This is a genomic window from Streptomyces sp. NPDC059534 (assembly GCF_042743475.1).
In the GTDB taxonomy this organism is placed as follows: Bacteria; Actinomycetota; Actinomycetes; order Streptomycetales; family Streptomycetaceae; genus Streptomyces.
Genome location: NZ_JBHWAQ010000016.1, coordinates 30,585 through 56,728 on the forward strand (window position 1 = coordinate 30,585; position 26,144 = coordinate 56,728).

Here is a 26,144-nt window from a genome sequence, read left to right on the forward strand (position 1 = left end):
GGGGCCCCCCCCCCCCGGGGGGGCCGCCCCCCAACCCACCGCCCGCGGGGGCCTCTCCCGGGCCGCCCCCTCGGGGGTTGCGTCCCGGCCCCCCCCCCCCCCGCCCCCGGGCCCCCCGGCGGCGGCTGTTGACGCGTGCGCTACATTTTGCCGGTCCTTGACCACCGATCCCCCCGCGATCGCGACCTTCGGAGCCGGCACCCCATGAGCGACATCCTCAACGGCCTCGGCCGGGCCGGCGCCTACGGCGCCCTGGGCGTGGTCCTGTTGATCCTCGGCATCGTGCTGGTGGACGTGCTGACGCCGGGGAAGCTCGGGCGCCAGATCTGGGAGGACCGCAACCGCAACGCCGCGACGCTGCTCAGCTCGGCGCTCCTCGGCATCGGCGGGATCGTCTTCACGTCGATCTGGACGACGTACGACGACTTCGGCAAGGGGCTCGTCTCCACGGCCGCGTTCGGCCTGCTGGGCCTGGTGATGATGGCGGTGGCCTTCCTGGTCGTGGACCTCGTCACGCCGGGCAAGCTGGGTGCCACGCTGGTCGACCCCCAGCCGCACCCGGCGGTGTGGGTGACCGCCTCCTGCAACATCGCCGTCTCGGCGATCGTGTCCGCCTCGATCGCCTGACCTCCGGCAGGGGCCGGTGCCGTCCGGCTCGGCCCGACGGTCCCGCCTGTGCCCGCCCGACGGTCCCGTCCGTGCCCGCCCGCGGGCTCCGGCCGGTTCAGCCCGCTGGTTCCGGCCGGTTCAGCCCTCCATCGGCTCCACCTCGAGGAAGCGGCGCCCGCGCGGTCCCTTGTAGAGCAGGGCCTCCCAGCCGAGCCGTGCCAGGGCCGGTCCGCACGAGCCGAGTGCCGCCGACTCCTCCTGGGCGGCGCCCGAGCCCGGTGGGCCGAGCCACTCCACGACGGCCGTCCCGGGCCGCTTCCCGGCGGTGACCCGGTAGCCGGTGCCGACCCGGGCCCCGGAACCGTCGACGGACGAGGGCGTGAGGCCGCCGCTCTCCAGGGCCAGGGCCACCGCGCGGACGGGCTGCCGTCGTTCCCACGCGGCGGGCGCGGCCCGGGGGTCGTCGCCCTGGCGGTGCGTCAGCCGTCTGATCTGGAGCAGCCCGTCGAGGGCGGTACGGATCTCCCGGGAGCGCTGCTCGGCATCGGCCGGGACCGGCGGCGGGCCGTCCCCCGTGGCCGCCTCGAAGACGCCACCGGTGCCACCGCCGGCCCCGCTTCCGGCACTGCCGCCGACCCCCGGGCCGTGGCCGCCCGTCACAGCAGTCGCCGGATGTCGCCGCGGACGCGGTAGAAGCCGCCCGCGGCGGGGTGCAGGGCGTCGACCACGTACCGCACGCCGGGCTCCCGGATCGCCCGGGGGAACTGCACGTTCCACCCGGAGTCGTAACCCTCGGAGACGACCCGCACCCGGGTCCTGCCCGACTCGGTCACGCACTCCACGACGATCGAGCCGGCCGGGGCGTCGTGGACGGCGGTCACCGCGGTGACGGTGGTCGCCGGCTCGTACACCGGCAGGGCGGCAGCCAGTTTGATGTCACGGGCGACGGGGACCGTGCCGCCCTTGGCGGCCTCGATCGCCGCCTCGCTCGCGTCCACGCAGACCAGCGAGCCGTCCGTGGTCACCAGGTAGAGCCGCTCGTCGCGGTACTGCATGGAGAGCGCCGAGCCGCCGCCCGTGCCGAGCTTCCAGAGCCGGGTGCCGTCCTCCGCGAAGCAGTAGACCGACGAGGCCGAGTCGGCCGCGAAGACGAACCGGCCGCCGGGCGAGGTGGCGCAGGAGTACACCGGGCTGTCGCAGGCGTAGACGGCCTCGACGCGGCCGTCCTTCTTCGCGAGCCGCTGGACCTTCTTGCGCGACGTGCCCGCGTAGACCGCCGTGTCCTCCTGCCAGCCGAAGAGGACCCCGCCCTCGGTGGCGGTGTGCCACAGCTCCCCGCCGCCGTCCGGCGCGTGGGCGGCGACGCCCCGCGTGTCCCCGTAGTACACGGCGTCGCCGTCGGCGCGGACCATCCAGGCGTGCTCCCCGAGGCCGCCGCGTGCCCACTGGTGCTCGTCCTCGTGGTCGATGACGGTGAGCCGGCCGGACCGGTCGGCGACGTTCAGGACGCCCTCGTGGATGTCGAGCCAGAAGATGTCGACGTCGGTGGCGATGTCGTAGGCGGCGAAGGGGAGCTTGGACGACAGGTCGTAGACCTTGCCGTCGTCGCAGCCCGCATAGATCCAGAAGTCGTCGGCGACCAGGCACTTGACGCCGTCCGGCAGGCTGAAGCGGGCCTGCACCTCGCCGGTGTGGTCGAGCGTGAAGACGTCTCCCGCCTGGTTGCCGACCCAGCAGCGCTCCTCGTCGATGTGGATGCCGAAGGCCGCGGAGCCGGTCCGGAAGCGCCACAGGACGGGGGCGACGGCCCGGGCCGTGGAGGGAGCGGAGGTCACCTCGCGGCGTGTCACGGCGCGTGCGGCGCGCTGCCCCCGGACCGCCGGGGCGTATCCCTTGCGGACCTTCTCCCCTATCTTCCTCGCCGCCGCGGCCTGCGCCTTCGCCGCGGTCGGGAACGCTGAGCGCTGGGTCTGTCCGTCCGCGCCGATGCGGCCGTAACGGACCGACACCGTCAGGTCGTCGACGGTCACTTCGTAGAACTTGTGGGCACCGCCGCCGTCCTGCGACAGCTCCAGATAGGTCGTCGTCGTCATGGGGAAAACGTTAGGGGCACCCACTGACAACGGCCCGCCGTGAAGTCTTGGCCAAGGGACCAAAGTCCTGGACATTCAGGACTTTCGTCGCGGCATTCCGGACATTCACCCCTGTGACGATGGTGCGTGAAGATCATCCGACGTGCCGTCACCTCCCTCTGGTGCGGCCGGAAGGGCCCCATGACCGAGCAACTGAAGCGGCCCCTGCCCGTCCGCGTGCGACGGCAGCCGGACGGCATACCGATGGACGACCTCTTCCGGTCGAGGCCCGCGAAGCCGACGCCCCCGCTCCCCCGCCGACCACCACCCGCCGAACCCGACCTCGTCGAGCGGCCGGGACCCGCGGTGTCGGGCTGGTGGGCCGTCCTCACCGGCCTCGCGGCGCTCGGCGGCATCGCCGCGGCCCTCCGGCCGGCCCTCCCGCCGCACGGCGCGGAGCTGCCGCTCCGGGCCTGGGCCACGGCGGCCGGCTGCGTCGTCGTCGCCGTCGTGTCCTTCGGCGGGCTCACCCGCGGACGGACCGGCTCCGCCTGGGTCCTGTCGCTCTTCGGCCGCTACCGGGGCAGCGTGCGGCGCACCGGCCTCGTCTGGATCAGCCCCTTCGTCCTGCGCCGCCGGACGGACGTCCGGCTCCGGCACTGGCGCAGCGAGCCGATCGCCGTGGTCGACGCCGAGGGCTCCGCGCTGCGCGTGGTGGTCCTGGTCGTCTGGTCGGTCCGGGACACCGCCCGCGCGCTGCTGGCCGTCGACGACCATCTCGGCTATCTGCGCGAGCAGGTGGAGGCGGCGGTCGCACGGGTGGTGTCCCAGCTGCCCGCGGACGCCTTCCGGGGCGACGGGCCGACCCTGCGGGACGCGGAGGCGGTCGGCGACGCGCTCACCCGCATGCTCGCGGCCGAGTGCCGGGCCGTCGGCATCGCCGTCTTCTCCGCCCAGCCGACCCGCGTCGAGTACGCCCCCGAGGTCGCCGCCGCGATGCGGCGGCGCCAGATCGCCGTTCTCGACGCAAGGCACCGGGACTCCGTGCTGACCGGTGTGATCGACGCCGTCGACGACACCGTGACGCGGCTGACCTCGCGCGGGCTCGTCGACCTCGACGACTTCGAACGCCAGGCCCTGGTCAAGGACTTGACCGTGGCCTTCTACACCCGGCAGGGCGGCGCGGCCCCACAGAACCAGGAGTGACGAGGATCGTGGACACCCCCATGTGCACCACCCCCACGGGCACCACCTCCGCACGGACCACACCCGCGTCCGACGACGTGCCCGGGTTCGACGTGCCCGGGTTCACCGAGGAGATACCCGCGGAGTGCGGGTGTGCGGGCTGCGCGGACGCCGCGCGCCGGCGGGAGACGGTCGGACGGCCCGCCGGCGCGGCCCTGCACGGGATGCGGCGCGCCGTCGTCGCGACCGTCGGCGCGGTCGCCCTGGCGGGCGCGGGGACGGGCACGGCGCTCGCCGAACCCGCCCCGGCGCACGCCGGCTGGGACGGTTCCCGGTACTGGTTCCGGAACGCGGCCGGCGAGTGGCGCTGGACCGGTCACCAGGCGACGTACGCGCAGCGCGTGGGCGCGACGGCGGGCGGACGGCAGCAGGCCGCGGCGGGCACGGGCCGCGCCGGTCGGCCGGTCTTCCGGGGACGGCAGGGGTGGGACGCCCAGGACCGCGTGTACTGGTACCAGTACCGCGGCCACTGGTACTGGACCGCCCACGCGTGGAAGTACGAGCAGCGGACGGGCCGGCCCGCGACCCCCTCGAAGCCGTCCGGTCCCACCGCGCCGGCCTCCCCTTCCGGCACCTCGCGGGGCTGGACGGCGCCGGTCCCGTCGTACGTCCTCACGGGGTACTACGGGCAGCGCGGCTCCTGGTCGAGGGGCTATCACACGGGGCAGGACTTCGCGGTGCCGACGGGCACGGCCGTGCGCGCGGCCGGCCCCGGCCGGGTGGTGGCCGCCGGGTACGGCCGCTCGTACGGCTACGAGGTGGTGATCCGTCATCCGGACGGCCGCTACACCCAGTACGCCCATCTCTCCCGGATCGACGTGTCGCGGGGGCAGAGCGTGTCGGGCGGGCAGCGGATCGCGCGGTCGGGGGCGACGGGCCGGGTGACGGGTCCGCACCTGCACTTCGAGGTGCGGACCACGCCGTACTTCGGCTCGGACGTCGACCCGCTCGCCTCTCTGCGCGGCCACGGCGTGCGGGTGTAGGCGGGCGGGGCTCAGCCCGCCACGCGCTCGATCCAGGCGGTGAGGTCGGCGACGACCTCGTCCCGGTTGGTCTCGTTGAGGATCTCGTGGCGGGCGCCCTCGTAGCTGCGGTAGGTCAGGTCGGCGAGGCCGGCCTGGCGGTACCGGGAGACCAGCAGGTCGGAGAGGGTGAGCCGGGCGTTGAGGGGGTCGTGGTCGCCGACTAGGACGCAGACCGGCAGGTCCGCCGGGATGCCCTCGGGGGCGGCGAGCCGGGCGGCGGCGGCGCCCATGTCGGCCATCCCGCGGCCGTCGGCGCCGAAGCCGCAGAGCGGGTCGGCGAGGTAGGCGTCGACCTGCTTCTCGTCGCGGCTGAGCCAGTCCGCCTCCGTGCGGTTGGGCGCGAAGGCGGCGTTGAAGGCGTCGAAGAGCCCGCCGCCCCCGCCGGCCTCGTCACCCCCCGCGTGGCCCGCGTCGGGGCCGTTCTCGGCGGCCCGCCGGGCGGCGTCCACGAGTCCGGCGAGGAGGCCGTCGAGGGCGGTGGTGCCGGAGAGCGCGACGCCGTCCACGAGGGCGGCGTGGTCCAGCAGGTACTGCTGGGCCGCGAACGAGCCCATGCTGTGGCCCACGAGGACCACGGGTGCGCCGGGGTGGCGCTCGCGCGCGATGCGGGTGAGCGCGGCGATGTCCTCGACGAGGAGGTTCCAGCCGTTCTCGCCGAAGCGGCCGGGGCCCGCGTGCATGGAGAGGCCGTGGCCGCGGTGGTCGGCGGCGTAGACGGCGAAGCCGAGTCCGGCGAGGTGCCCGGCGAGGTGGGCGTAGCGGGCGGCGTGCTCGCCCATGCCGTGCGCGATCTGGACGACGCCGCGGGCCTCCCCCTCGGGAAGCCAGGTGTGGACGTGGATGACGACGCCGTCCTGGGACGTGAAGGTGAACATGGCGGCTCCTGGTTCCTGACGCGCGGCGTGCGCCACCGGGCCCGTGGTCCCGGCCCGGTGGCATCGCCGCCACCGTAACGACGTTCGGCATTGCCGAACACGGTCAGGGCGGGGTGATCCGCGTCTCACCCGGCGGCAGGTCCCGTCACGGTGGCGGGGCGGTTCTCCTTGATCGTGATCCGGCCCTTGCGGATGGTGGCCAGGCGGGGCGCGCGGCGGGCGACGGCGCTGTCGTGGGTGACCATGACGAACGTCAGCCCGTGTTCCTTCCACAGCCCTTCCAGCAGGTCGACGATCTCGTCGCGCATGGACTCGTCGAGATTGCCGGTGGGCTCGTCGGCGAGCAGCACCTTGGGCCGCTTCACGAGGGCGCGGGCGATCGCCACGCGCTGCTGCTGGCCGCCGGAGAGCTCGGAGGGCAGATGCCCGAGGCGTTCGCCGAGCCCCACCGACTCCAGCGCCTCGGCGGCCCGGCTCCGCCGCTCGGCGGCCTTGACGCCGAGCGGGACGAGCGCGGTCTCCACGTTCTCCTGGGCGGTGAGCGTGGGGATGAGGTTGAAGCTCTGGAAGACGAAGCCGATGTTCTCGCCGCGCACGGCCGTCAGCCGGCGCTCGGAGAGCCCGGCCAGGTCGGTGCCGTCGAGCAGGACCCGGCCGGAGGTGGGACGGTCCAGGCCGCCGAGCATCTGCAGGAGCGTCGACTTGCCGCCGCCGGTGGGGCCCTGGATGACCAGCCGGTCCCCCTGCTCCAGGGTGAGGTCGATCCCGGCGAGGGCGTCGACTCTCTCCTGTCCCCGCCGGTACTGCTTGGTGACGCCGATGAGTTCGTACATGGTGCGACTCCTGTGGTGCGTGAGGGGGTTCGGGCGGGTCCGGCGGATCGGGGCCGGACGCGCCCAGGGGCGGTCGGCTACTCGACGCGGCGCAGCGCGTCGGCGGGGCGCAGCCGCGAGGCGCGCCAGGCGCCGAAGGCGCCCGCGACGAGGCCGCCGCCGAGGGCGAGGAGGACGGCGAGACCCACGGTGGTGACGCTCACGGGGGCGGTGAGGGCGATGTCGACGGTCCTGCCGACGGCGGTACGGGCTCCGCCGCCCGGGCCGCCCAAGGCCATGCCGCCGCCCCGGCCGCCGAACCCGCCGGTGCTCGCGCCGAGTTCGGCGGTGAGGGTGGGGCTGACGGCGGTCACGGCGTACGCGCCGGCGAGGCCGATCGCGATGCCGAGGGCGCCGCCGATGACACCGTTGACGAGGGCTTCGCCGACGACCTGGCGGGTGACGCGGCCGCTCTTCCAGCCGAGCGCCTTGAGCGTGCCGAACTCGCGGACGCGCCGGCCGACGGCGGACGAGGTCAGCAGTCCCGCGACCAGGACCGCGGCGAGGAGCACCGCGTACGACAGCCACGTGCCGACGTCGGACGCCAGGCCGGCGGCCGTGTCGAGGGAGCCGGAGACCGTCTGGGCGAGATCGGCCGAGGTGGTGACGGTGGTGCCGGAGACGTTCTTCTGGATGGCGGTCTTGACCGCGTCGATCCGTGTCGAGTCGGTGGCCTTCACATAGATCGTGGTGACCTTGGCGGCGGAGGAGGAGAGCGTCTGGGCCTGCTTCAGCGGCAGGTAGACCTGGGCCGCGGACTGGCCGCTGTCGGCGGTCGCGATGCCGATGATCTCGAACTTCACGCCCTTGACGGTGAGTTCGCCGCCGACGGCGAGGCCCTCCTGCTGGGCGTAGGCACTGTCGAGGACGACGGCCTTCGCGTCGGTCTCGGTGGTCTTGAACGTACGGCCCTTGGAGATCGTGGACGTGGTGAGGGGGCCGAGGTCGGGGGCGGTGACGTCGGTGCCGTAGAGCGTGAAGGAGTTGACGTCGAAGGCCGCGCCGCCGCCGGTGACGGAGTCGCCCGGGCCGGAGCCGCCGCCCCCGCCGGGACCGCCCGGCTGGGCCTGCTGTCCCTCGCCGCGCTGGATCTCGCCGCGCTTGAACTCGCCGTTGATCTTCAGGTTGACGAGGCTCAGGCCGCCCACCGCGCGGTCGACGCCGGGCTGCTTCGCGACCGTGGCGACCGTGGAGTCCGCGAGGGTCTGGAAGCCCTGCACCATGAGCCGGTCGCTGCTCTGCTCCTCCCCGTCCCCCTTGCCCTGGAACTCGAACCGGGGCCGCTGCGCCTGTCCACCGCTCGCGGGCTGCTCCTGAGCCTTGGTCACCGTCAGGTCCGTACCGAGCCCGTACAGCGATTCCAGGACCTTGCCCTGGGCCCGGCTCATGCCGGAGGAGACGGAGTTGACGACGATGACCAGCGCGATGCCGAGCGCGAGCCCGGAGGCGACGACGAGCGCCGCCTTTCTGCGGCGGCGCAGTTCGCGCCGGAGGTAGGTGAAGAACATGAGCGCGAAGCTAGGGGCGGCGTGTGATGACGGGATAAGGCCCGCGTGAGAGCCGGATGAGAGCGCTCCCGCCTCCCGCCCCCGGCACGCGAAGTGCCGTCCGGTGGGAGAGTCGGCGGCATGACCGAACGGACGAGTGTCACGCGGCGGGGTCCCGTCACCGCGCTGGTGGACGCCACCGGCGCGTTCTTCGAGCCGGCGGGGGCGGCGTTCCCCGGGGCGGTCGCAGGGGACTGGGAACGGGCCGCCGCGCTGGACCCCGGGGCGTTCGGGCCGGACGGCAGCTGGCGGCTGGACTTCCGGTGCTTCGCCGTCGCCGACCCCGGAGGCGGGGGCTGGACCCTGGTCGACGCCGGAGTGGGACCCGCCGACGGCCCCGGGGCGCCCTGGTGTCCCGTACCCGGCCGGCTGCCGGGGCTGCTCACGGAGGCCGGGATCGACCGCGACGACGTGCACACCGTGGTCCTGACGCATCTGCACGAGGACCACACGGGCTGGGCGACGGACGCGGACCGGCGGCCGTTCTTCCCGCGCGCCCGGTACGTCGTCCAGCGGGCCGAGACCGCCGCCCTCGACCGGCGCGACCCGGTGTGGTCCTGGGTGGTCGAACCCCTGCGCGCCGGCGGGCAGTTGGACGAGATCGAGGGGGTGCGTCGGCTGCGGCGGGGACTGACCCTGCTGCCCACGCCCGGGCACACGCCCGGCCACCAGTCCGTGCTCGTCGCACAGCCGGGCGGCCGGGACGTGCTGGTCACCGGCGACCTCCTCGTCCACGCCGTACAGCTCGTGAACCCGGCCGTGGCCTACGCCCACGAACGCGACCCCGACACCGCCCGCCGCTCCCGCGAGGAGTCGCTCGCGCGGGCCGCGGCCCGGGGAGCGGTCCTGGCGACCGCGCACCTGACCCGGCCGTTCGTGGACGTGCCGGAGGCCGGCGGCGCGTAGCGCCGTACGGCTGCCGGGGCGGTGACCCACGTACGGCCGCCGGGGGCGGTGACCGCGTACGGCCGCCGGAAGCGGAGGGCGGGCGGGTCAGCCCGACGTCGGCGGAGGGCGGGTGGGTCAGCCGGTCGTCGGCGGGGCGTAGGCCAGGGGGTCGGCGAGGACGTCGTGAAGGACGAGGGCGGCCGCGCCGCGGGAGGCGTCGGTGGCGGCGGAGGCGGAGCGGAGCCGGCCGGAGTCCGGGGTCCAGAGGCCGGAGACGACGCGGGTGGAGAGCTCGTCCGTGAGGGCGGGGGCGAGCCAGGGCAGCAGACGGGGGTAGATGCCGCCCAGGACGACGGCCTCGGGGTCGAGGAGGTTCACGGCGCCCGCGAGGGCCCGTCCGAGCATGCGGCCCGCCTCGCCGAGGGCGGCCAGGGCGCGCGGGTCCGCCTTCTCGGCGCGGCGCACGAGGTCCGGGACTCCGGTCGCCCCGGCCGAGGCCAGGAGGGCCGCCTGCCCCGCGTACTGCTCCAGGCAGCCGCGGGAGCCGCAGCGGCAGCGGGGGCCGTCGGCGTCGACCACGAGGTGCCCGATCTCGCCGGCGAACCCGTGGGCGCCGCGCAGGAGTTCGCCGTGGACGACGATCGCGCCGCCGACGCCGATCTCGCCCGTGAGGTGCAGGAAGGTGCGGACGTCGCCGAGGGTGCCGGACCACAGCTCGGCGAGGGCCGCCATGTTGGCCTCGTTGTCGGAGGTGAGGGCGAGCCCCACGGTGCCGGGGCGCAGGGCGGTGAGGGCCGCGCCGAAGAGGCGTTCGGCCTCGACCTCGTTCCAGCCGAGGTTGGGCGCCTGCCGGACGGTGCCGCCGGAGACGAGCCCGGGCAGCGCCAGACCGGCCCCCGCCGGGGCGAGCCCCAGTCCGTCGGCCTCGTCGAGGGCCTCCGCGGCGATCCGGGCGGCCCGGGAGAGGACGTCGGCGGCGGCCGCGCGGTTGTCGAGGCGCTCGGTGCGCCGGACGCGGTCGGTGCCGGTCAGGTCGACGACGCAGACGGTCACGTAGTCGACGTTGATCTCGACGCCGAGTCCGGCCGATCCGGTGCCGGCCGGCTTCAGTACGGTGCCGGGTCGGCCCGCCTGCCCGCTGAAGGTCTTCCCCGACTCGACGAGAAAGCCCAGGTCGAGGAGTTGTTCGACGAGGGAGGAGACGGCCGGACGGGTGAGCCCGACACGGGCCGCGACGGCCGCGCGGGTCGTCTCGCCCGCCTCGTGGACGGTCCGCAGGACGAGGCTCAGGTTGTGCCGGCGCACTCCCGACTTGTCGGCCTTGGGTTCCGTGGGCTGGTTCATGGTGAGCGAGAGCCTAGTCGCCCCTTTCGCTCCCGTGAAAACGGTTCGGTCACCGAACTGTTGTGGGTTACGCTCCGGCCATGACGCTTCCGCGCGACTACCGCGGCCAGACCTGCGCCCTCGCCCGCTCGATGGAGATCGTCGGCGAGCGCTGGACGCTGCTGATCCTGCGTGACGCCTTCTACGGGGTGCGCCGGTTCGGCGAGTTCGCCTCGCATCTGGCCGTGCCCAGGGCCGTCCTCACCGACCGGCTCACCACGCTCACCGAGGCCGGTGTCATGGAGCGCCGCCCCGAGCCGGGCACCGGCCGCCGCGAGGTGTACGGGCTCACGCCCAAGGGCGTCGCCCTCTGGCCGGCCGTCCGGGCGCTCACCGCCTGGGGCGAGGAGTTCTACGCCGCCGACGGCGGCCCGCGCCGTGTCTTCCGCCACGCCGACGACGAGGCCCCGCTCACCCCCGACGGCCGCTGCACCGCCTGCGGTACCACCGTCCCGGTCGCGGACGTCCTGGTCACCCCCGGTCCCGGTCTCGCCCCGCCGGGCCCCGGGACCGACCCCGTGACGGCGGCGCTCGCCCGGCCGCACCGGCTGCTCCGCCCCCTGATCACCCCCACCGCGCCCTCCGGGCGCTCCACGAGAGGTCCACAGTCATGAAGATCCTGGTCGTCGGCGCCGGTGCCACCGGTGGCTACTTCGGCGCACTGCTCGCCCGCGCCGGGGAGGACGTCACCTTCCTCGTCCGGCCGGCCCGGGCGGCCGCGCTGCGCGAGCGCGGGCTGCGGGTCGTGGGCCGGGACGAGGAGTGGGTGCTGACACCCCGCCTGGTCACCGCCGAGGAGCTGACCGGCCCGTACGACCTCGTCCTGCTCTCGGTGAAGTCCACCGGGCTCGACCGGGCGATCGAGGACGTCGCACCGGCCGTCGGACCGGACACGGCCGTCGTGCCCCTCCTCAACGGGCTCGCCCACATCGACACGCTCAACACCCGGTTCGGCGCGCCGGCCGTCCTCGGCGGTGTCGCCAAGGTGGTCACCACCCTCGACGACTCCGGGGACATCCGGCGGCTCGCGCCCCTCGCCCATCTGGCGTTCGGCGAGCAGGACGGCACGCGCTCCCCTCGTGTGGAGAAGATCCGCGCCGTCCTCGCCGGGGCCGGCATCGACGCGCCGGTGCCGGAGCGGATCGTCACGGCGATGTGGCACAAGTGGGTGTTCATCACGACGTTCGGCGCCGTGACGAGCCTGATGCGCGGCACGGTCGGCGACGTGTACGACGTACCGGGCGGTCCCGAATTCGGTCCCGCCGTCCTGGCCGAGGCCGCCGCGGTCGCCGGCGCGGCCGGGCACCCCGTACCGGAGGCCGAGCGGGCGGCCACCCTGGCGGTGGTCTCGGCGTCCGGATCGCCGATGGTGCCGTCGCTCTACCGCGACCTCGTCTCCGGACGCCCCACCGAGGTCGAGCACCTCTTCGGCGACCTGACGGACCGGGCACGCGCCCTCGGCGTGGCGACCCCCCTCCTCGACCTGGCGACCCTGCACCTGCGCGTCCACCAGCGACGGGTCACGGCGAAGGCCCCGGCCGGAGCCGGGGCCTGAGTCGGAATCCGAGGTCGGAGACTGAGGTCCGGGGCTGAGGTCCGGACCTGACGTCTGGAGCTGACGTCCGGGGCTTTACGTCCGGGGCCGAGGTCCGGGGCCTGGTGTCAGGCCCCGGACCTCGGCGCGCGGGCCCGGGCTGCCGTCAGACGATCGACAGCGGGACGCCGGGGGCGAGTTCGGCCGCGATGCGCTGGGCGACGACCTCGGCCGTGTTCCCGTCGGGCGTCGTCGCCGTCTTCGTGGTCGAGACCGCGATGGCGAGGCGGTCCGACGGCAGGTACGCCTGGATCGCCGCGTACCCCGAGAAGGACGGGTTCTGGAGCACCCAGCCGTTCACGACGATGACGCCGAGGCCGAAGTGCTTGGCCGGGGTCTGCTTCAGGCAGATCGAGGCGGGGCAGGTGCGGGTGCCGCCGCCGAGGCCGACCGTGCCCGGGTTCAGCAGGGTGCGGTAGGCGCGGTGCGAGAGGAGTTCGCCGCTGCCGATGCCCTCGGCGGAGCGGGCGAGGTCGCAGACGTCGGTGGTGATGACCGCGCCCGGCGCGGTGGTCCACGACGGGTTCCAGAAGGTGGACTCCTCGTAGAACCCGCGGTCGGAGGTGAACGCGTGCAGGACCGGGCGGGGGATGTCGGGGGTGAAGTTGTTCTGCGTGTGGCGCAGCCCCAGCGGTCCCGAGACCCGCTCCTTGAGGAACTCGTCGATCCGCACGCCGGTGATCTTCTCCAGGACGGCGATCAGGAGCACGTAGTTGGCGTGCGAGTAGCTCCAGCTGGTGCCCGGCTCGTACCAGAAGGAGTGGCGCAGCGGGTACGCGACCAGCTCCTTCGGGGTCCACGCGCGGAACGGGTGGGCCACCAGCTCGGCCAGGAAGTCCGGGTCGGTGACGTAGTCGTGGAGGCCGGTGGTGTTGGTCGCCAGCATCCGCAGCGTGATCTTGTCGGCCTTGGGCAGGTCGGGCAGCCAGCGCTCCACGGTGTCGTCGAGGCTGACCTTCCGCTCCTGGACCAGCTGAAGCAGGGCCGTACCGATGTGGGCGAAGGCCACGGAGCCGGCCCGGAAGTTCATGTCCGGCTCGGCCGGCACGCCGGTCATGGACTCGCCGAGCGCGTCCGTGACGACCTCCCGGCCGTCCACCGTCACCCGCAGCTCCACGGACTTCAGCCGCAGGTCCTTCTTGGCCTTCCGGGTGATCTCCAGGACCCGGCGGGCCTTGCCGTCGAGCGGCCGCTCGGTCCGCGTGCAGTCCCGCCCGCCATGGCCGCCCGGCCCTTCCGCGAGAGCCGGTGCGACAGCGGTGGTCTGAGCCGTGAGCGCGAGCAGCGCGGCGCACAGAAGCGCCCTGCGGGTGCCCCTACGGGCCCGTGATCGCGTACGGAGGGAGGTGCGTGTCATGGCCGCACTATCTCCGCAACAGCACGCCCCTCCGGCCGAACACTCCGCGAACGCCCCGAGACCCGCCCGTGTGGGGCAGGCCGACAGCGGCGTTCGGACTACCAGGGCCCGCTAGGGGCGGCCCTGGCGGCGGCTGTAGGTGTCGCTCGCGGTGGGTACGGAGTTGTGTACGGCGGCGGCGTTGAACGAGACGCGGTCGTGGTGGGCCTGGCGGAGGGCCTGCTGCTCCTGGAGCAGGCCGTCGGCCGTTTCGGTGCGGCTGCTGCCGCGGCGCAGCAGGGTGGTGATGAGCAGGGCGCCGAAGCCGACGAGCACCCCGAACAGGATCAGCAGAGCGGTCACTTGTGTCTCCCCCGTCGTTTTCGTCAGGGTAGTGCGCGCGCCGGAGCGGTACCAGGGGAAACGCGTCACGCCGGGGCCGGGCCGCCGAGGAGGGTCGGTCCGGCGGCGGCGAGGACCTCGGCGATGCGGTGCCAGGCGGCGTCGTCGCGGGCGACGGCCGGCAGGACCTCGCCGGCGCCGGTGCCCCAGGCGGTGGCCAGGGCGACGGGGTCGGCGCCGGTCACGGCGGCGCCGGCGAGGGCGGCGGCGCCGAGGGCGACGAGTTCGCCGGCGGCGGGGACGACCAACGGGCGTCCGGAGAAGCGGCGGACCGTCTCGGTCCAGGCCCGGCCGCGCGCGCCGCCGCCGATCAGGCGCAGGGGCCGGTCCCGTACGGCCGGATCGGCCGGGTCGAGGCCGCATGCGGCGAGCAGTCCGTCCAGGGCGCGCAGCACCGTGAACACCGCGCCCTCGTAGGCCGCGCCGAGGACCGCCCGGGGGTCGGTGCCGTGGCGGAGACCGGTGACGAGCCCGGCGGCGTGCGGCAGGTCGGGCGTGCGTTCGCCGTCGAGATACGGCAGGACGACGACGCCCCCACCGGGGCGCGCGTCCTCCCGGTCGAGGCCGAGCAGCGTGGCGAACCGGTCCACCGCGAGGGTGCAGTTGAGCGTGCAGCCGAGCGGGAGGTAGGTGCCGTCGGTGGCGGCGAAGCCGGCCAGCCCGGCGTCGGCGGGCCGGGTCCGGGTCGCGGCGAACACCGTGCCGGACGTGCCGAGGCTCACCACCGGGTGGTCGAGCAGGCCGGCGCCGCCGAGGCCCAGGCCGACGGCGGCGGCCATGTTGTCACCGGTTCCGGCGGCCACGACGACGGTACGCGGCAGACCGAGCGCCTCGGCGGCGGCCGCCGTGAGCGTACCCACGCGCGTGGCCCCGGAGGGGGCGACCACCGGCAGCAGCGCCGGATCGAGACCGATGAGGTCGAGCACGTCCGGGTCGTAGGCACCCGCAGGGCCCGGGCCGTAGGCACCCGCCAAGCCCGAGCCGTCGACGCCGGCTGCGCCCGGGCCGTTGGCTCCCGTCACACCCGCCCCGCGCGGGCCGCCGGCGCCCGCCCCGGCCCGTCCGGTCGCGTACCAGCAGGTGCCCGAGGCGTCGCCCGGGTCGGTGACGGCGATGCCGGTGAGGCGCTCGGTGAGGTGGTCGTGGGGGAGGCGGATGCCGGTGGTGGCGTCGGCGTGGTGGGGCTCGTGGTCGCGGAACCACTGCCATTTGGCGGCGGTCATGGAGGCGACGGGGACGGAGCCGGTGCGTGCGAGCCAGGAGCGGGGGCCACCGAGGGCGGTGGTGAGGGCGGCGGCCTGGGGGGCGGAGCGGGTGTCGTTCCAGAGCAGGGCGGGGCGCAGGGGGCGGTGGTCGGGGCCGAGGGCGACGAGGCCGTGCTGTTGGCCGGCGACGGCGATGCCGGTGACGGCGGTGGGCGGGACGCCCGACTCGCGGACGGCCGTGCGGACGGCCGCGCACAGGGCGGTCCACCACTCCTCGGGGTCGGTCTCGCGGGCGCCTCCGGTGCCGGTGACGGTGTGCGGAGCGCGGCCCACGGCGAGGACCCGGCCGGTGTCCGTGTCGACGGCGACGGCCTTGGTGGACTGCGTGGAGCTGTCCACGCCGATCACGACGGAGCGCCTCGTGGGCACGCCCTCACCTCTTCTCTCCGGTCGTCGGGTCTGGCGCCGAGCGCCCCCGTACCGTATTAGTTATCTCAGAAAACAAATCCCGTGGCCAGTAGCAAGGAGACACCATGACGGAGCGCTTCTCCCCCACCCCCGAGGACCGTTTCACCTTCGGCCTGTGGACGGTCGGCTGGCAGGGCCGTGACCCCTTCGGCGACGCCACCCGCCCCGCCCTCGACCCCGTCGAGGCGGTGGAGCGGCTCGCCGGGCTCGGCGCGTACGGCATCACCTTCCACGACGACGACCTGATCCCCTTCGGCGCGTCGGAGACCGAACGCGACACCGCCGTGAAGCGCTTCCGGGCCGCCCTGGACCGCACCGGGCTCGCGGTGCCGATGGCCACGACGAACCTCTTCACCCACCCCGTCTTCAAGGACGGCGCGTTCACCGCCAACGACCGGGACGTGCGCCGCTTCGCCCTGCGCAAGACCCTGCGCAACATCGACCTGGCCGTCGAGCTGGGCGCCGGCGTCTACGTCGCGTGGGGCGGCCGGGAGGGTGCCGAGTCCGGCGCGGCGAAGGACGTCCGGGTCGCGCTGGACCGGATGAAGGAGGCTTTCGACCTGCTCGGCCAGTACGTCACCGAGCAGGGCTACGACCTGCGCTTCGCGATCGAGCCCAAGCCGAACGAGCCGCGCGGCGACATCCTGCTGCCCACCATCGGGCACGCGCTCGCGTTCATCGAGCGGCTGGAGCGCCCCGAGCTCGTGGGCGTGAACCCGGAGACCGGGCACGAGCAGATGGCCGGCCTCAACTTCCCGCACGGCATCGCGCAGGCCCTGTGGGCGGGGAAGCTCTTCCACATCGACCTCAACGGCCAGTCGGGCATCAAGTACGACCAGGACCTCCGATTCGGCGCGGGCGATCTGCGGCAGGCGTTCTGGCTGGTGGACCTGCTGGAGACGGCCGGGTACGAGGGGCCGCGCCACTTCGACTTCAAGCCGGTGCGCACGGACGGCTTCGACGGGGTGTGGGAGTCCGCGCGGAACTGCATGCGGAACTACCTGATCCTCAAGGAGCGCGCGGCCGCCTTCCGCGCCGACGCCGACGTCCGGGACGCGCTCGCCGCCTCCCGGCTGCCGGAGCTCGCCGTGCCCACGGCCGCCGACGGCCTCGCGGGGCTGCTCGCCGACCCGACGGCGTACGAGACGTTCGACCCCGAGGCGGCCGCGGCGCGCTCGATGGCGTTCGAGCGCCTCGACCAGCTGGCCCTGGAGCACCTGCTCGGCGTCCGCTGAGGACTCCGCGGAGCGGGTGGCCGCGTACGGGGCGGGGTCAGCGCCCGGCGAGCGTCGAGCGCCGGACGACCAGTTCCGGCTGGAGCACCACGTGCTCGTGCCGGTGGTCGGCCGCCCCGTCGCCGGTCTCCTCCAGGAGCAGTGCGGCGGCCCTGGCCCCGAGCGTCAGGGCCGGCTGCCGTACGGACGTCAGGGGGACGGTCGCGGCCGCCGCGAACTCGATGTCGTCGTAGCCCACGATGGCCATGTCCTCCGGGACGCGGACGCCCGCCGCGTACAGCGACTGGAGCACGCCGAGGGCCAGCAGGTCGTTGGCGCAGAAGACGGCGGTCGGGCGGTGGGGGAGGCCGAGCAGCCGGGAGCCCGCGTCGCGGCCCGAGGCCACGTCGAGGCGGTCGGCCGGGATCTCCTGGAGCGCCGCGGCGGGCAGTCCGGCCTCGGCGAGCGCGAGAAGGGCGCCCTCGCGCCGGTCGCGGACCTGCTGGAGGTGGGACGGTCCGCTGACGTAGGCGAAGGAGCGGTGGCCCGTGGCGGTCAGATGGCGGATCGCGAGGGACCCTCCGACGACGTCGTCGACGGAGACGGAGCAACCGGCGCCGTCGCCCGCCACACGGTCGACGAGCACGGCCGGGATGCCGTGGCGGCGGAAGTCGCGCAGGTTCGCCCCGCTGGGGTCGGCGGGTGTGACGAGGACGCCCCGGACGCGCTGTTCGGCGAAGAGCGAGAGGTAGTCGGCCTCGTTCCCGGCGTCCTGGTCGCTGTTGCAGACCATGACGCCCAGGCCGGCGGCGCGGGCGGTGCGCTCGGCGCCGCGGGCGATGTCGACGAAGAAGGGGTTGCCCATGTCGAGGACGAGCAGCGCCATGATGCGGCTGCGGCCGGCCCGGAGCTGACGGGCGGACTCGCTGCGCACGTAGCCGAGGCGGGCGATGACGCCGCGCACGTGCTGGAGCGTCGCGGGCGAGACCCGGTCCGGCTGGTTGATCACGTTGGACACGGTGCCGACGGAGACCCCCGCCTCGCGCGCCACGTCCTTGATGCCGACGCTCCCGGCGCCGCCGCCGTGCACGAGGCTCCCGCCGCCGTGTCCGGTGCTCCCGCCGTTCCCGGTCGTCCGCGCGGTGTCCGTCATCCGTCCCACCTGGTCCGTCCTGCCCCTGCCGCCCCGTCCGGGCGGGTCCCGCCCCGCGTTTCATCCTAAGCGGCCGCACCGGTCCGCCCCCTCACACGAGACCCCTCGTGCGAGACCTCCTCGCACGAGGCCCCTCGCACCAGGCCCCTCGCACGAGGCCCCCTCAGGCGAGATGGAAGACCTCGGTGAGCGGGCGCATCGCGGCGTCGGGCGCCGCCCCGTCGAGCTCCTCGAAGAACTCCGCCATCTCGGCCTGCCACCGGGCGTTGACCTCGGCGGCCTCCATCGCGGCGCGGGCCCGGTCGAAGTCCGGGGTCTCCAGGTAGCCGACGAGCAGCCCGTCCTCGCGCAGGAAGAGGGAGTAGTTGTGCCAGCCGGCGGCGGTGAGCGCCGTGAGCATGTCGGCCCAGACGTCGGCGTGGCGGGCGCGGTACTCGTCGACCCGGCCGGCCCTGACCTTCAGCAGGAAGCAGACCCGCTGCACGTGTGCCCTCCGCTCTCCCCTGCGACTGAAATGTTTCATTTCCGTGGGTCAGGACGCTAGGGCGTGAGTCCTCGTACGGTCAAGAGCCTTGACTGCACCACCCGTGATGGCTAGCTTCCCCCCGTACTGAATCGATTCATTTCAAGGTTCCGAGGTGGACATGCCCGACATCGCTGCCGTGAAGGCCGCACTCGCCGCCCAGCGGATCGAAACGCCGTCCTGGGGCTACGGCAACTCCGGGACCCGGTTCAAGGTGTTCGCGCAGCAGGGCGTGCCCCGCGACCCGTACGAGAAGCTCGACGACGCCGCCCAGGTCCACGCGTACACCGGCGTCGCCCCCCGGGTGTCCCTGCACATCCCGTGGGACCGCGTCGACGACTACGCCGCCCTCGCCGCGTACGCGAAGGAGCGCGGCGTCGAGCTGGGCGCGATCAACTCGAACACCTTCCAGGACGACGCCTACAGGCTGGGGAGCGTCTGCCATCCGGACCCGGCCGTACGCAGAAAGGCCGTACGGCACCTGCTGGACTGCGTCGACATCATGGACGCGACCGGCTCGGCCGATCTGAAGCTGTGGTTCGCGGACGGCACCAACTACCCCGGGCAGGACGACGTCACCGCCCGCCAGGAGCGACTCGCGGAGTCCCTCGCCGAGGTGTACGCGCGGCTCGGCGACGACCAGCGGATGCTGCTGGAGTACAAGCTCTTCGAGCCCGCCTTCTACACCACCGACGTCCCGGACTGGGGCACGGCCTACGCCCACTGCCTCAAGCTCGGCCCGAAGGCCCGGGTCGTCGTGGACACCGGCCACCACGCCCCGGGCACCAACATCGAGTTCATCGTCGCCCTGCTGCTCCGGGAGGGACGGCTCGGCGGCTTCGACTTCAACTCGCGCTTCTACGCCGACGACGACCTGATGGCCGGCGCCGCCGACCCCTTCCAGCTCTTCCGAATCATGCACGAGGTCGTCCGCAACGGCGGCCTGGAGCCCGCGGCGGGCATCGCCTTCATGCTCGACCAGTGCCACAACATCGAGGCGAAGGTCCCCGCGGTGATCCGCTCGGTGGGCAACGTCCAGGAGGCCACCGCCAAGGCGCTGCTCGTCGACGCCGACGCCCTCGCCGCCGCCCAGCGGGACGGGGACGTGCTGGCCGCCAACGCCGTCCTCATGGACGCGTACGACACCGACGTACGGCCCCTGCTGCGCGCGCTGCGCGAGGAGCGGGGCCTCGACCCGGACCCGGTCGCCGCCTACCTCCGCTCCGGCCGGCAGGAGCGGATCGCCGCCGAACGCGCCGGCGGCAGCCAGGCCGGCTGGGGCGCCTAGCCCCGGTCCCCCGCCCCGTCGCCCCCACCCCGTAAGGAACCCGACAGACATGACCACCACCCGCCCCACCTCGCCCCCCGAGGTCCTCGCCCTCCTGGCCCGCGCGCACCGGCTCGGCTCCGATCCCCGCACCACCAACTACGCGGGCGGCAACGCCTCCGCCAAGGGCACGGTCACCGACCCCGTCACCGGCGGGGAGACCACCCTGATGTGGGTGAAGGGCTCCGGCGGCGACCTGGGCACCCTCACCGAGGACGGGCTCGCGGTGCTGCGCCTCGACCGGTTGCGCGCCCTCGCCGACGTCTACCCGGGTGTCGAGCGCGAGGACGAGATGGTCGCCGCCTTCGACCACTGCCTGTACGGCAAGGGGGGCGCGGCCCCGTCCATCGACACCGCCATGCACGGCCTGGTGGACGCGGACCACGTCGACCACCTCCACCCGGACGCGGGGATCGCCCTCGCCTGCGCCGCCGACGGCGAGAAGCTGACGCGGGAGTGCTTCGGCGACGCGGTGGCGTGGGTGCCGTGGCGCCGCCCCGGCTTCCAGCTGGGCCTGGACATCGCCGCCGTGAAGGAGGCCGACCCGCGGGCGATCGGCTGCGTCCTCGGCGGTCACGGCATCACGGCCTGGGGCGCGACCTCGGAGGAGTGCGAGCGCAACGCGCTCCTCGTCATCCGGACCGCCGAGGCGTTCCTCGCCGAGCGGGGCCGCCCGGAGCCCTTCGGGCCGGTCGTCGAGGGGTACGCGGCGCTGCCCCCGGCCGAGCGGCGGGAGCGGGCCGCCGCGCTCGCCCCGTACGTGCGGGGGCTCGCCTCCCAGGACCACCCGCAGGTCGGCCACTTCACCGACTCCGAGGCGGTGCTCGACTTCCTGGCCCGCGCGGAGCACCCGAGGCTCGCCGCCCTCGGCACCTCGTGCCCGGACCACTTCCTGCGGACCAAGGTCCGGCCGCTCGTCCTGGACCTGCCGGCCGACGTACCGCTCGCGGAGGCCGTCGCCCGGCTGCGGGAGCTGCACGCCGCGTACCGCGAGGAGTACGCGGCCTACTACGCGCGGCACGCCGGCGAGGACTCCCCCGCGATGCGGGGCGCGGACCCGGCGATCGTGCTCGTGCCCGGCGTGGGCATGTTCTCCTTCGGCCGCGACAAGCAGACCGCACGGGTGGCCGGCGAGTTCTACGTCAACGCGATCAACGTCATGCGGGGCGCGGAGGCGGTGTCCTCGTACGCGCCGATCGAGGAGTCGGAGAAGTTCCGCATCGAGTACTGGGACCTGGAGGAGGCCAAGCTGCGGCGGATGCCGAAGCCCCGGCCGCTGGCGACCCGGGTCGCGCTCGTGACGGGCGCGGGCAGCGGCATCGGCCGGGCCATCGCGCACCGGCTCGTCGCCGAGGGCGCCTGTGTGGTGGTCGCCGATCTGAACGCGGAGAGCGCCGCGGCGGTCGCCGAGGAACTCGGCGGCCCCGACCGGGCGGTGGCCGTCGCCGTGGACGTCACGTCGGAGGAGGAGATCGCCGCCGCGTTCCGGTCGGCGGTGCTCGCGTTCGGCGGGGTCGACCTGGTCGTCAACAACGCGGGCATCTCCATCTCCAAGCCGCTGCTCGACACCACGGCCCGGGACTGGGACGTCCAGCACGCCGTCATGGCCCGGGGCTCGTTCCTGGTCTCCCGGGAGGCCGCCCGGATCATGACCGCCCAGGCGCTGGGCGGCGACCTCGTGTACATCGCCTCCAAGAACGCGGTCTTCGCCGGCCCGAACAACATCGCCTACTCCGCGACCAAGGCCGACCAGGCCCATCAAGTCCGACTGTTGGCAGCCGAGTTGGGCGAGCACGGCATCCGCGTCAACGGGGTGAACCCGGACGGTGTGGTGCGCGGCTCGGGCATCTTCTCGGCCGGCTGGGGCGCCCAGCGGGCCGCCACCTACGGCATCGCGGAGGAGGAGCTCGGCGCGTTCTACGCGGGCCGGACGCTGCTGAAGCGGGAGGTGCTGCCCGAGCACGTGGCGAACGCCGTGTTCGCGCTGACCGGCGGCGACCTGAGCCACACCACCGGACTGCACGTGCCGGTGGACGCGGGCGTGGCCGCGGCCTTCCTCCGATGAGCCGCCCCTCGGACGTCTTCGCCGCGGTGGACCTCGGCGCCACCAGCGGGCGGGTGATGCTGGGCCGGGTCGGGAACGGACGCCTCGGCCTCACCGAGGCCCACCGGTTCCCCAACACCCCGGTCCCGCTCCCGTCCGGACTGCACTGGGACGCCCTCGGCCTCTTCGGGGGCGTCCTGGACGGGCTGCGCGCGGCGGCCCGCGCGGGCGGCGTCGCCTCCGTCGGCGTGGACACCTGGGCGGTGGACTACGGGCTGCTCGACGCGGACGGGGTGCTGCTCGGACCGCCCCACCACTACCGCGACCCGCGTACGGAGCACGCCGCGGAGGCCGTGTGGGCGAAGGCCGGCCCGACGGAGCTGTACCGGATCACCGGGCTCCAGCACCTTCCCTTCACCACCGTCTTCCAGCTCGCCTCGGCCGCCGGGAGCGCCCGACTGGCGGCGGCGGGGCGGCTGTTGCTCATGCCGGACCTGATGGTGCACTGGCTGACCGGGGCGGTCGGCGCCGAGGAGACGAACGCCTCCACGACGGGGCTCTTCGACGTCCGCGCGGGCGGCTGGTCCGCGGAGCTGCTCGGCCGGCTCGGCATCGACGCCGGTCTGCTGCCGCCGCTGCGCTCCCCCGGCGATCGGCTGGGCGAACTCCTGCCGTACGTCGTGGAGTCCACCGGTCTGTCGGCCGGGACGCCGGTGACGGCGGTCGCCTCGCACGACACCGCGTCGGCCGTCGTCGCCGTCCCGGCGACGGCGCCGGACTCGGCCTACATCTCCTGCGGCACGTGGTCGCTCGCCGGTCTGGAGCTGGACGCGCCGGTGCTCACCGAGGAGTCCCGGGCGGCCGGCTTCACGAACGAGCGCGGGATCGACGGCACCGTGCGCTATCTGCGCAACACCATGGGGCTGTGGCTCCTGGAGGAGTGCCGTCGCGTGTGGGCCGCGCGGGGCGAGCCGGCCGAGCTGGGCCCGCTGCTGGCGCGGGCGGCGCGCGCGGAGCCGTTCGCGGCGGTCGTCGACCCGGACGCACCGGAGTTCCTCGCCCCCGGCGACGTCCCGGAGCGGATCCGGGCGTACTGCCGCCGCACCGGGCAGCCCGCCCCGGAGGACCCGGGCGCAGTGGTCCGCTGTGTCCTGGAGAGCCTGGCCCTCGCCCACCGGCGCACGCTGCGGCTGGCCGCCGGGCTGGCGGGGCGCGAGATCGCGCGGATCCATCTGGTGGGCGGCGGCGCCCGGAACGAACTGCTCTGCCGGCTGACCGCGGACGCCACCGGGCTGCCCGTGGTCGCCGGCCCGGCCGAGGCCACCGCCCTCGGCAACGTCCTCGTCCAGGCGCGGGCCGCGGGCCTCGTCGGCGACCTGGCCTCGATGCGCGCGCTGGTGGCGCGTACCCAGGCCCTGCGACACCACATGCCGCAGAATGACCCTGCCGGCCGTGCCGCCTGGGACGCGGCCGCCGCCCGGCTCGAACCGTCCCCGAGGAACCCGTGATGCGCGTCGCCCTCTTCGTCACCTGCGTCAACGACGCCGTCTTCCCTGCGACGGGGGTGGCCACCGTCCGGCTGCTCGAACGGCTGGGCGTGGAGGTCGACTTCCCCGCCGCGCAGACCTGCTGCGGGCAGCCGCAGTACAACACCGGCTACCGCGCTCAGACCGCTCCGCTGGTGCGGCGCACGGTCCGGGCCTTCGAGGGGTACGACCACGTGGTCACCCCGTCCGGTTCGTGCGCGGCGATGGTGCGCCACCACTATCCGGGGTTCGGCGCGGAGGCGGCGGGCCTGGCCCCGCGTACGTACGAGCTGACGGAGTTCCTGGTGGACGTGCTGGGGGTGACGGACGTGGGGGCGTACTTCCCGCACCGGGTGACGTACCACCCGTCCTGTCACGGGCTGCGGATGCTCGGGCTCGGGGAGCGGCCCCGGCGGCTGCTCGAGGCGGTGAAGGGCCTGGAGCTCGTGGAGCTGCCGGGTGCCGAGGAGTGCTGCGGCTTCGGCGGCACCTTCGCGGTGAAGAACCCGGACGTGTCGGCGGCCATGGGGGCCGACAAGATCGCGAACGCGCTGTCCACCGGCGCCGAGGTGCTGTGCGGCGCGGACAACTCCTGCCTGCTGCACGTGGGCGGGATGCTGCGGCGGCAGGCGGCGCCGCTGCGGGCACTGCACCTGGCGGAGATCCTGGCGAGCACGGAAGAGGAGCCCTGGGGATGAGCGACAGGCGAGGACGCGCGTCCGCGTCCGGTGACGGGCGGGCGTTCCTGGGCATGCCGGCGTTCCCGGAGGCGGCGCGCGACGCCGTCCGCGACGAGCGGCTGCGGGGCAACCTCCGGCACGCCACGCACACGATCCGGGACAAGCGGGCGCGGGCGGTGGCCGAGCTGGACGACTGGGACGCGCTGCGTCGGGCCGGGAAGGAGATCAAGGACCGGACGCTCCGTCACCTGGACACGTATCTCGTCCGGTTGGAGGAGGCGGTGACGGCCGCCGGCGGCACGGTGCACTGGGCCGCCGACGCGGACGAGGCCAACAGGATCGTCACGGACCTGGTGAAGGCGACGGGCGAGACGGAGGTCGTCAAGGTCAAGTCGATGGCCACGCAGGAGATCGGGCTCAACGAGGCCCTGGAGGCCGAGGGGATCGCCGCGTACGAGACGGATCTCGCGGAGCTGATCGTGCAGCTCGGTGACGACCGCCCCTCGCACATCCTGGTGCCCGCGATCCACCGCAACCGGGGCGAGATCCGGGACATCTTCCGCGAGAGGATGGCCGGTTGGGGAAGGCCGGCGCCGGAGGGTCTCGGCGACACGCCGGCCGAACTGGCGGAGGCGGCCCGGCTGCACCTGCGGGAGAAGTTCCTGCGGGCCAGGGTCGGGATCTCCGGGGCGAACTTCATGGTCGCCGAGACCGGCACCCTCGTCGTCGTCGAGTCCGAGGGCAACGGCCGGATGTGCCTGACACTGCCCGAGACCCTCATCTCCGTCGTCGGCATCGAGAAGGTGGTGCCGACCTGGCGCGACCTGGAGGTGTTCCTCCAGACGCTGCCCCGCTCGTCGACGGCCGAGCGGATGAACCCGTACACCTCGATGTGGACGGGGACCGGCGACGGGGACGGGCCGCGGACCTTCCATCTGGTCCTCCTCGACAACGGCCGTACCGACGCCCTCGCCGACGAGGTGGGGCGGCAGGCGCTGCGGTGCATCCGCTGCTCGGCCTGCCTCAACGTGTGCCCGGTGTACGAGCGGGCGGGCGGGCACGCGTACGGCTCCGTCTACCCCGGTCCGATCGGCGCGATCCTCACGCCGCAGTTGCGGGGCACGGCGAGCGAGATCGACGCCTCGCTGCCCTACGCCTCCTCGCTCTGCGGCGCGTGCTACGAGGTGTGCCCGGTCGCGATCGACATCCCGGAGGTCCTGGTGCACCTGCGCGAACGGGTCGCCGCGGAAGGCGGCAGGGGGCACCGCCTGGAGAAGGCCGCCGTCAAGGCGTCCTCGTGGCTGCTCGACCGTCCGAACGCGCTGGCCGCCGCCGAGCGGCTCGCCTCCGCGACCCGCGCGCTGCACCCGAAACGGCTGCCGGGACCGGGCGCCCGGCAGTGGTCGGACCACCGTGACCTGCCCGAAGTGCCCGCCGAACCGTTCCGCGACTGGTGGAGGAAGAACCGGACATGACGCCCGAGACCGCAGACTCCCGCGCCCGGATCCTCGCCCGGGTCCGCGCCGCCGTCGCCGACGCGCCGGAGGCGCCCGAGGTGACCAGGGACTACCGCACCAGCCACGCCCCGGACGACCCGGCCGCCGTCCTCGACCTGCTCCACGAGAACCTCGCCGACTACCGCGCCCACGTCCACCGCACCGCGCCGGACGGGATCGCCGGGCTGATCGCCCGGCTGCTCGCGGAGCGCGGCGCCCGCAGCGTCGTCGTCCCGCCCGGACTGCCCGCCGGCTGGCTCGCCGCCACCGGTGCCGAGCGGCGGACCGACGAGCCGCCGCTGACCCCGTACCGGCTCGACGCCACCGACGCGGTGGTGACGGGGTGCGCGCTGGCGGTCGCCGAGACCGGCACGATCGTCCTCGACGGCGGCCCGGGCCAGGGCCGGCGTGCCCTCACGCTCGTCCCCGATCTGCACGTGTGCGTGGTGCGGGCCCCCGAGCAGGTGGTGGCCTCGGTCCCGCAGGCGCTCCCCCGGCTCGATCCGGCGCGTCCGCTGACCTGGATCTCCGGTCCGTCCGCGACGAGCGACATCGAACTCGACCGGGTGGAGGGCGTCCACGGGCCGCGGACCCTGGAGGTGATCCTGGTGACCGGCGGCTGACGCCGAACGGCCGGGCCCCCGAAGGAGCCCGGCCGTT

General features: G+C 74.4%; 24 protein-coding genes. 13 read left to right on the forward strand and 11 right to left on the reverse strand.

What is annotated here, in order from left to right:
* Positions 1-204 precede the first annotated feature (204 nt).
* A complete protein-coding gene (locus ACFVZH_RS19915) occupies positions 205-627 on the forward strand; it encodes a DUF350 domain-containing protein (protein WP_384898679.1) in 423 nt (140 codons plus the stop codon).
* Positions 628-747: 120 nt separating this feature from the next.
* Here ACFVZH_RS19915 and ACFVZH_RS19920 read toward each other — a convergent pair whose 3' ends face one another.
* Positions 748-1,269, reverse strand: coding sequence for a hypothetical protein (locus ACFVZH_RS19920; RefSeq protein WP_384898680.1), 522 nt, complete (start codon positions 1,267-1,269; stop codon positions 748-750).
* Positions 1,266-2,702 (reverse strand): WGR domain-containing protein, encoded by a 1,437-nt coding sequence (locus ACFVZH_RS19925; RefSeq protein ID WP_384898681.1) that lies wholly within the window; start codon positions 2,700-2,702, stop codon positions 1,266-1,268. The genes ACFVZH_RS19920 and ACFVZH_RS19925 overlap by 4 nt, the downstream gene beginning before the upstream one ends.
* Positions 2,703-2,882: 180 nt before the next feature.
* Here ACFVZH_RS19925 and ACFVZH_RS19930 point away from each other — a divergent pair, with 180 nt between their 5' ends.
* Both ACFVZH_RS19930 and ACFVZH_RS19935 read left to right on the forward strand, forming a co-directional pair.
* Positions 2,883-3,887, forward strand: coding sequence for an SPFH domain-containing protein (locus tag ACFVZH_RS19930; protein ID WP_384898682.1), 1,005 nt, complete (start codon positions 2,883-2,885; stop codon positions 3,885-3,887).
* Between the two features lie 8 nt (positions 3,888-3,895).
* Entirely contained in the window at positions 3,896-4,909 is a 1,014-nt protein-coding gene (locus ACFVZH_RS19935) for a M23 family metallopeptidase (RefSeq protein WP_384898683.1), read from the forward strand.
* A gap of 11 nt (positions 4,910-4,920) precedes the next feature.
* Here the strand turns inward: ACFVZH_RS19935 and ACFVZH_RS19940 are convergent, their stop codons facing one another.
* From ACFVZH_RS19940 to ACFVZH_RS19950, 3 genes are all read right to left on the reverse strand, one after another.
* Positions 4,921-5,826 carry an alpha/beta fold hydrolase gene (locus ACFVZH_RS19940; RefSeq protein WP_384898684.1) on the reverse strand — a complete coding sequence of 302 codons (906 nt, stop codon included), beginning with the start codon at positions 5,824-5,826 and terminating at the stop codon, positions 4,921-4,923.
* A gap of 125 nt (positions 5,827-5,951) precedes the next feature.
* Positions 5,952-6,659, reverse strand: coding sequence for an ABC transporter ATP-binding protein (locus ACFVZH_RS19945; protein WP_384898685.1), 708 nt, complete (start codon positions 6,657-6,659; stop codon positions 5,952-5,954).
* 77 nt (positions 6,660-6,736) lie between these two features.
* A complete protein-coding gene (locus ACFVZH_RS19950) occupies positions 6,737-8,206 on the reverse strand; it encodes an ABC transporter permease (protein ID WP_384898686.1) in 1,470 nt (489 codons plus the stop codon).
* 120 nt (positions 8,207-8,326) lie between these two features.
* On the opposite strand from ACFVZH_RS19950, the gene ACFVZH_RS19955 reads away from it, so the two are divergent.
* Complete coding sequence (locus tag ACFVZH_RS19955; protein ID WP_384898687.1) at positions 8,327-9,151, forward strand: MBL fold metallo-hydrolase; 825 nt, start codon at positions 8,327-8,329, stop codon at positions 9,149-9,151.
* A gap of 117 nt (positions 9,152-9,268) precedes the next feature.
* On the opposite strand, the gene ACFVZH_RS19960 is transcribed toward ACFVZH_RS19955, so the two are convergent.
* Positions 9,269-10,477 carry an ROK family protein gene (locus ACFVZH_RS19960; protein ID WP_384898688.1) on the reverse strand — a complete coding sequence of 403 codons (1,209 nt, stop codon included), beginning with the start codon at positions 10,475-10,477 and terminating at the stop codon, positions 9,269-9,271.
* A gap of 80 nt (positions 10,478-10,557) precedes the next feature.
* On the opposite strand from ACFVZH_RS19960, the gene ACFVZH_RS19965 reads away from it, so the two are divergent.
* On the forward strand, positions 10,558-11,130 hold the full coding sequence (locus tag ACFVZH_RS19965) for a winged helix-turn-helix transcriptional regulator (RefSeq protein WP_384898689.1): 573 nt from the start codon (positions 10,558-10,560) through the stop codon (positions 11,128-11,130).
* Positions 11,127-12,071 carry a ketopantoate reductase family protein gene (locus tag ACFVZH_RS19970; RefSeq protein WP_384898690.1) on the forward strand — a complete coding sequence of 315 codons (945 nt, stop codon included), beginning with the start codon at positions 11,127-11,129 and terminating at the stop codon, positions 12,069-12,071. The genes ACFVZH_RS19965 and ACFVZH_RS19970 overlap by 4 nt, the downstream gene beginning before the upstream one ends.
* 145 nt (positions 12,072-12,216) lie before the next feature.
* Here the strand turns inward: ACFVZH_RS19970 and ACFVZH_RS19975 are convergent, their stop codons facing one another.
* From ACFVZH_RS19975 to ACFVZH_RS19985, 3 genes are all read right to left on the reverse strand, one after another.
* Positions 12,217-13,467: a serine hydrolase domain-containing protein gene (locus ACFVZH_RS19975; RefSeq protein ID WP_384898691.1), complete on the reverse strand. Its 1,251-nt coding sequence runs from the start codon at positions 13,465-13,467 to the stop codon at positions 12,217-12,219.
* 111 nt (positions 13,468-13,578) lie between these two features.
* On the reverse strand, positions 13,579-13,809 hold the full coding sequence (locus ACFVZH_RS19980; protein WP_384898692.1) for a hypothetical protein: 231 nt from the start codon (positions 13,807-13,809) through the stop codon (positions 13,579-13,581).
* A gap of 65 nt (positions 13,810-13,874) precedes the next feature.
* A complete protein-coding gene (locus ACFVZH_RS19985) occupies positions 13,875-15,482 on the reverse strand; it encodes an FGGY family carbohydrate kinase (protein WP_384898693.1) in 1,608 nt (535 codons plus the stop codon).
* Positions 15,483-15,586: 104 nt separating this feature from the next.
* Between ACFVZH_RS19985 and xylA the strand changes: the two genes are divergently transcribed.
* Complete coding sequence (gene xylA / locus ACFVZH_RS19990) at positions 15,587-16,756, forward strand: xylose isomerase (RefSeq protein ID WP_384898694.1); 1,170 nt, start codon at positions 15,587-15,589, stop codon at positions 16,754-16,756.
* 37 nt (positions 16,757-16,793) lie between these two features.
* Here the strand turns inward: xylA and ACFVZH_RS19995 are convergent, their stop codons facing one another.
* Together ACFVZH_RS19995 and ACFVZH_RS20000 are read right to left on the reverse strand one after the other, a co-directional pair.
* The gene (locus ACFVZH_RS19995) at positions 16,794-17,888 is read right to left on the reverse strand and encodes a LacI family DNA-binding transcriptional regulator (protein WP_384898695.1); all 1,095 of its coding nucleotides are present in this window, start codon (positions 17,886-17,888) and stop codon (positions 16,794-16,796) included.
* Positions 17,889-18,051: 163 nt separating this feature from the next.
* Entirely contained in the window at positions 18,052-18,372 is a 321-nt protein-coding gene (locus ACFVZH_RS20000) for an L-rhamnose mutarotase (RefSeq protein WP_384898696.1), read from the reverse strand.
* Between the two features lie 160 nt (positions 18,373-18,532).
* Between ACFVZH_RS20000 and rhaI the strand changes: the two genes are divergently transcribed.
* The 6 genes from rhaI to ACFVZH_RS20030 are packed head-to-tail and all read left to right on the forward strand — an operon-like array spanning position 18,533 to position 26,107.
* Positions 18,533-19,699, forward strand: coding sequence for an L-rhamnose isomerase (rhaI, locus tag ACFVZH_RS20005; RefSeq protein ID WP_384898697.1), 1,167 nt, complete (start codon positions 18,533-18,535; stop codon positions 19,697-19,699).
* A gap of 49 nt (positions 19,700-19,748) precedes the next feature.
* The gene (locus ACFVZH_RS20010; RefSeq protein ID WP_384898698.1) at positions 19,749-21,803 is read left to right on the forward strand and encodes a bifunctional aldolase/short-chain dehydrogenase; all 2,055 of its coding nucleotides are present in this window, start codon (positions 19,749-19,751) and stop codon (positions 21,801-21,803) included.
* Positions 21,800-23,290 (forward strand): rhamnulokinase family protein, encoded by a 1,491-nt coding sequence (locus ACFVZH_RS20015; protein WP_384898699.1) that lies wholly within the window; start codon positions 21,800-21,802, stop codon positions 23,288-23,290. Before ACFVZH_RS20010 ends, ACFVZH_RS20015 begins: the two co-directional genes overlap by 4 nt.
* Complete coding sequence (locus ACFVZH_RS20020; protein WP_384898700.1) at positions 23,290-24,006, forward strand: (Fe-S)-binding protein; 717 nt, start codon at positions 23,290-23,292, stop codon at positions 24,004-24,006. Before ACFVZH_RS20015 ends, ACFVZH_RS20020 begins: the two co-directional genes overlap by 1 nt.
* A complete protein-coding gene (locus tag ACFVZH_RS20025; protein WP_384898701.1) occupies positions 24,003-25,463 on the forward strand; it encodes a LutB/LldF family L-lactate oxidation iron-sulfur protein in 1,461 nt (486 codons plus the stop codon). Before ACFVZH_RS20020 ends, ACFVZH_RS20025 begins: the two co-directional genes overlap by 4 nt.
* Positions 25,460-26,107: a lactate utilization protein C gene (locus ACFVZH_RS20030; protein WP_384898702.1), complete on the forward strand. Its 648-nt coding sequence runs from the start codon at positions 25,460-25,462 to the stop codon at positions 26,105-26,107. Before ACFVZH_RS20025 ends, ACFVZH_RS20030 begins: the two co-directional genes overlap by 4 nt.
* Positions 26,108-26,144 lie beyond the last annotated feature (37 nt).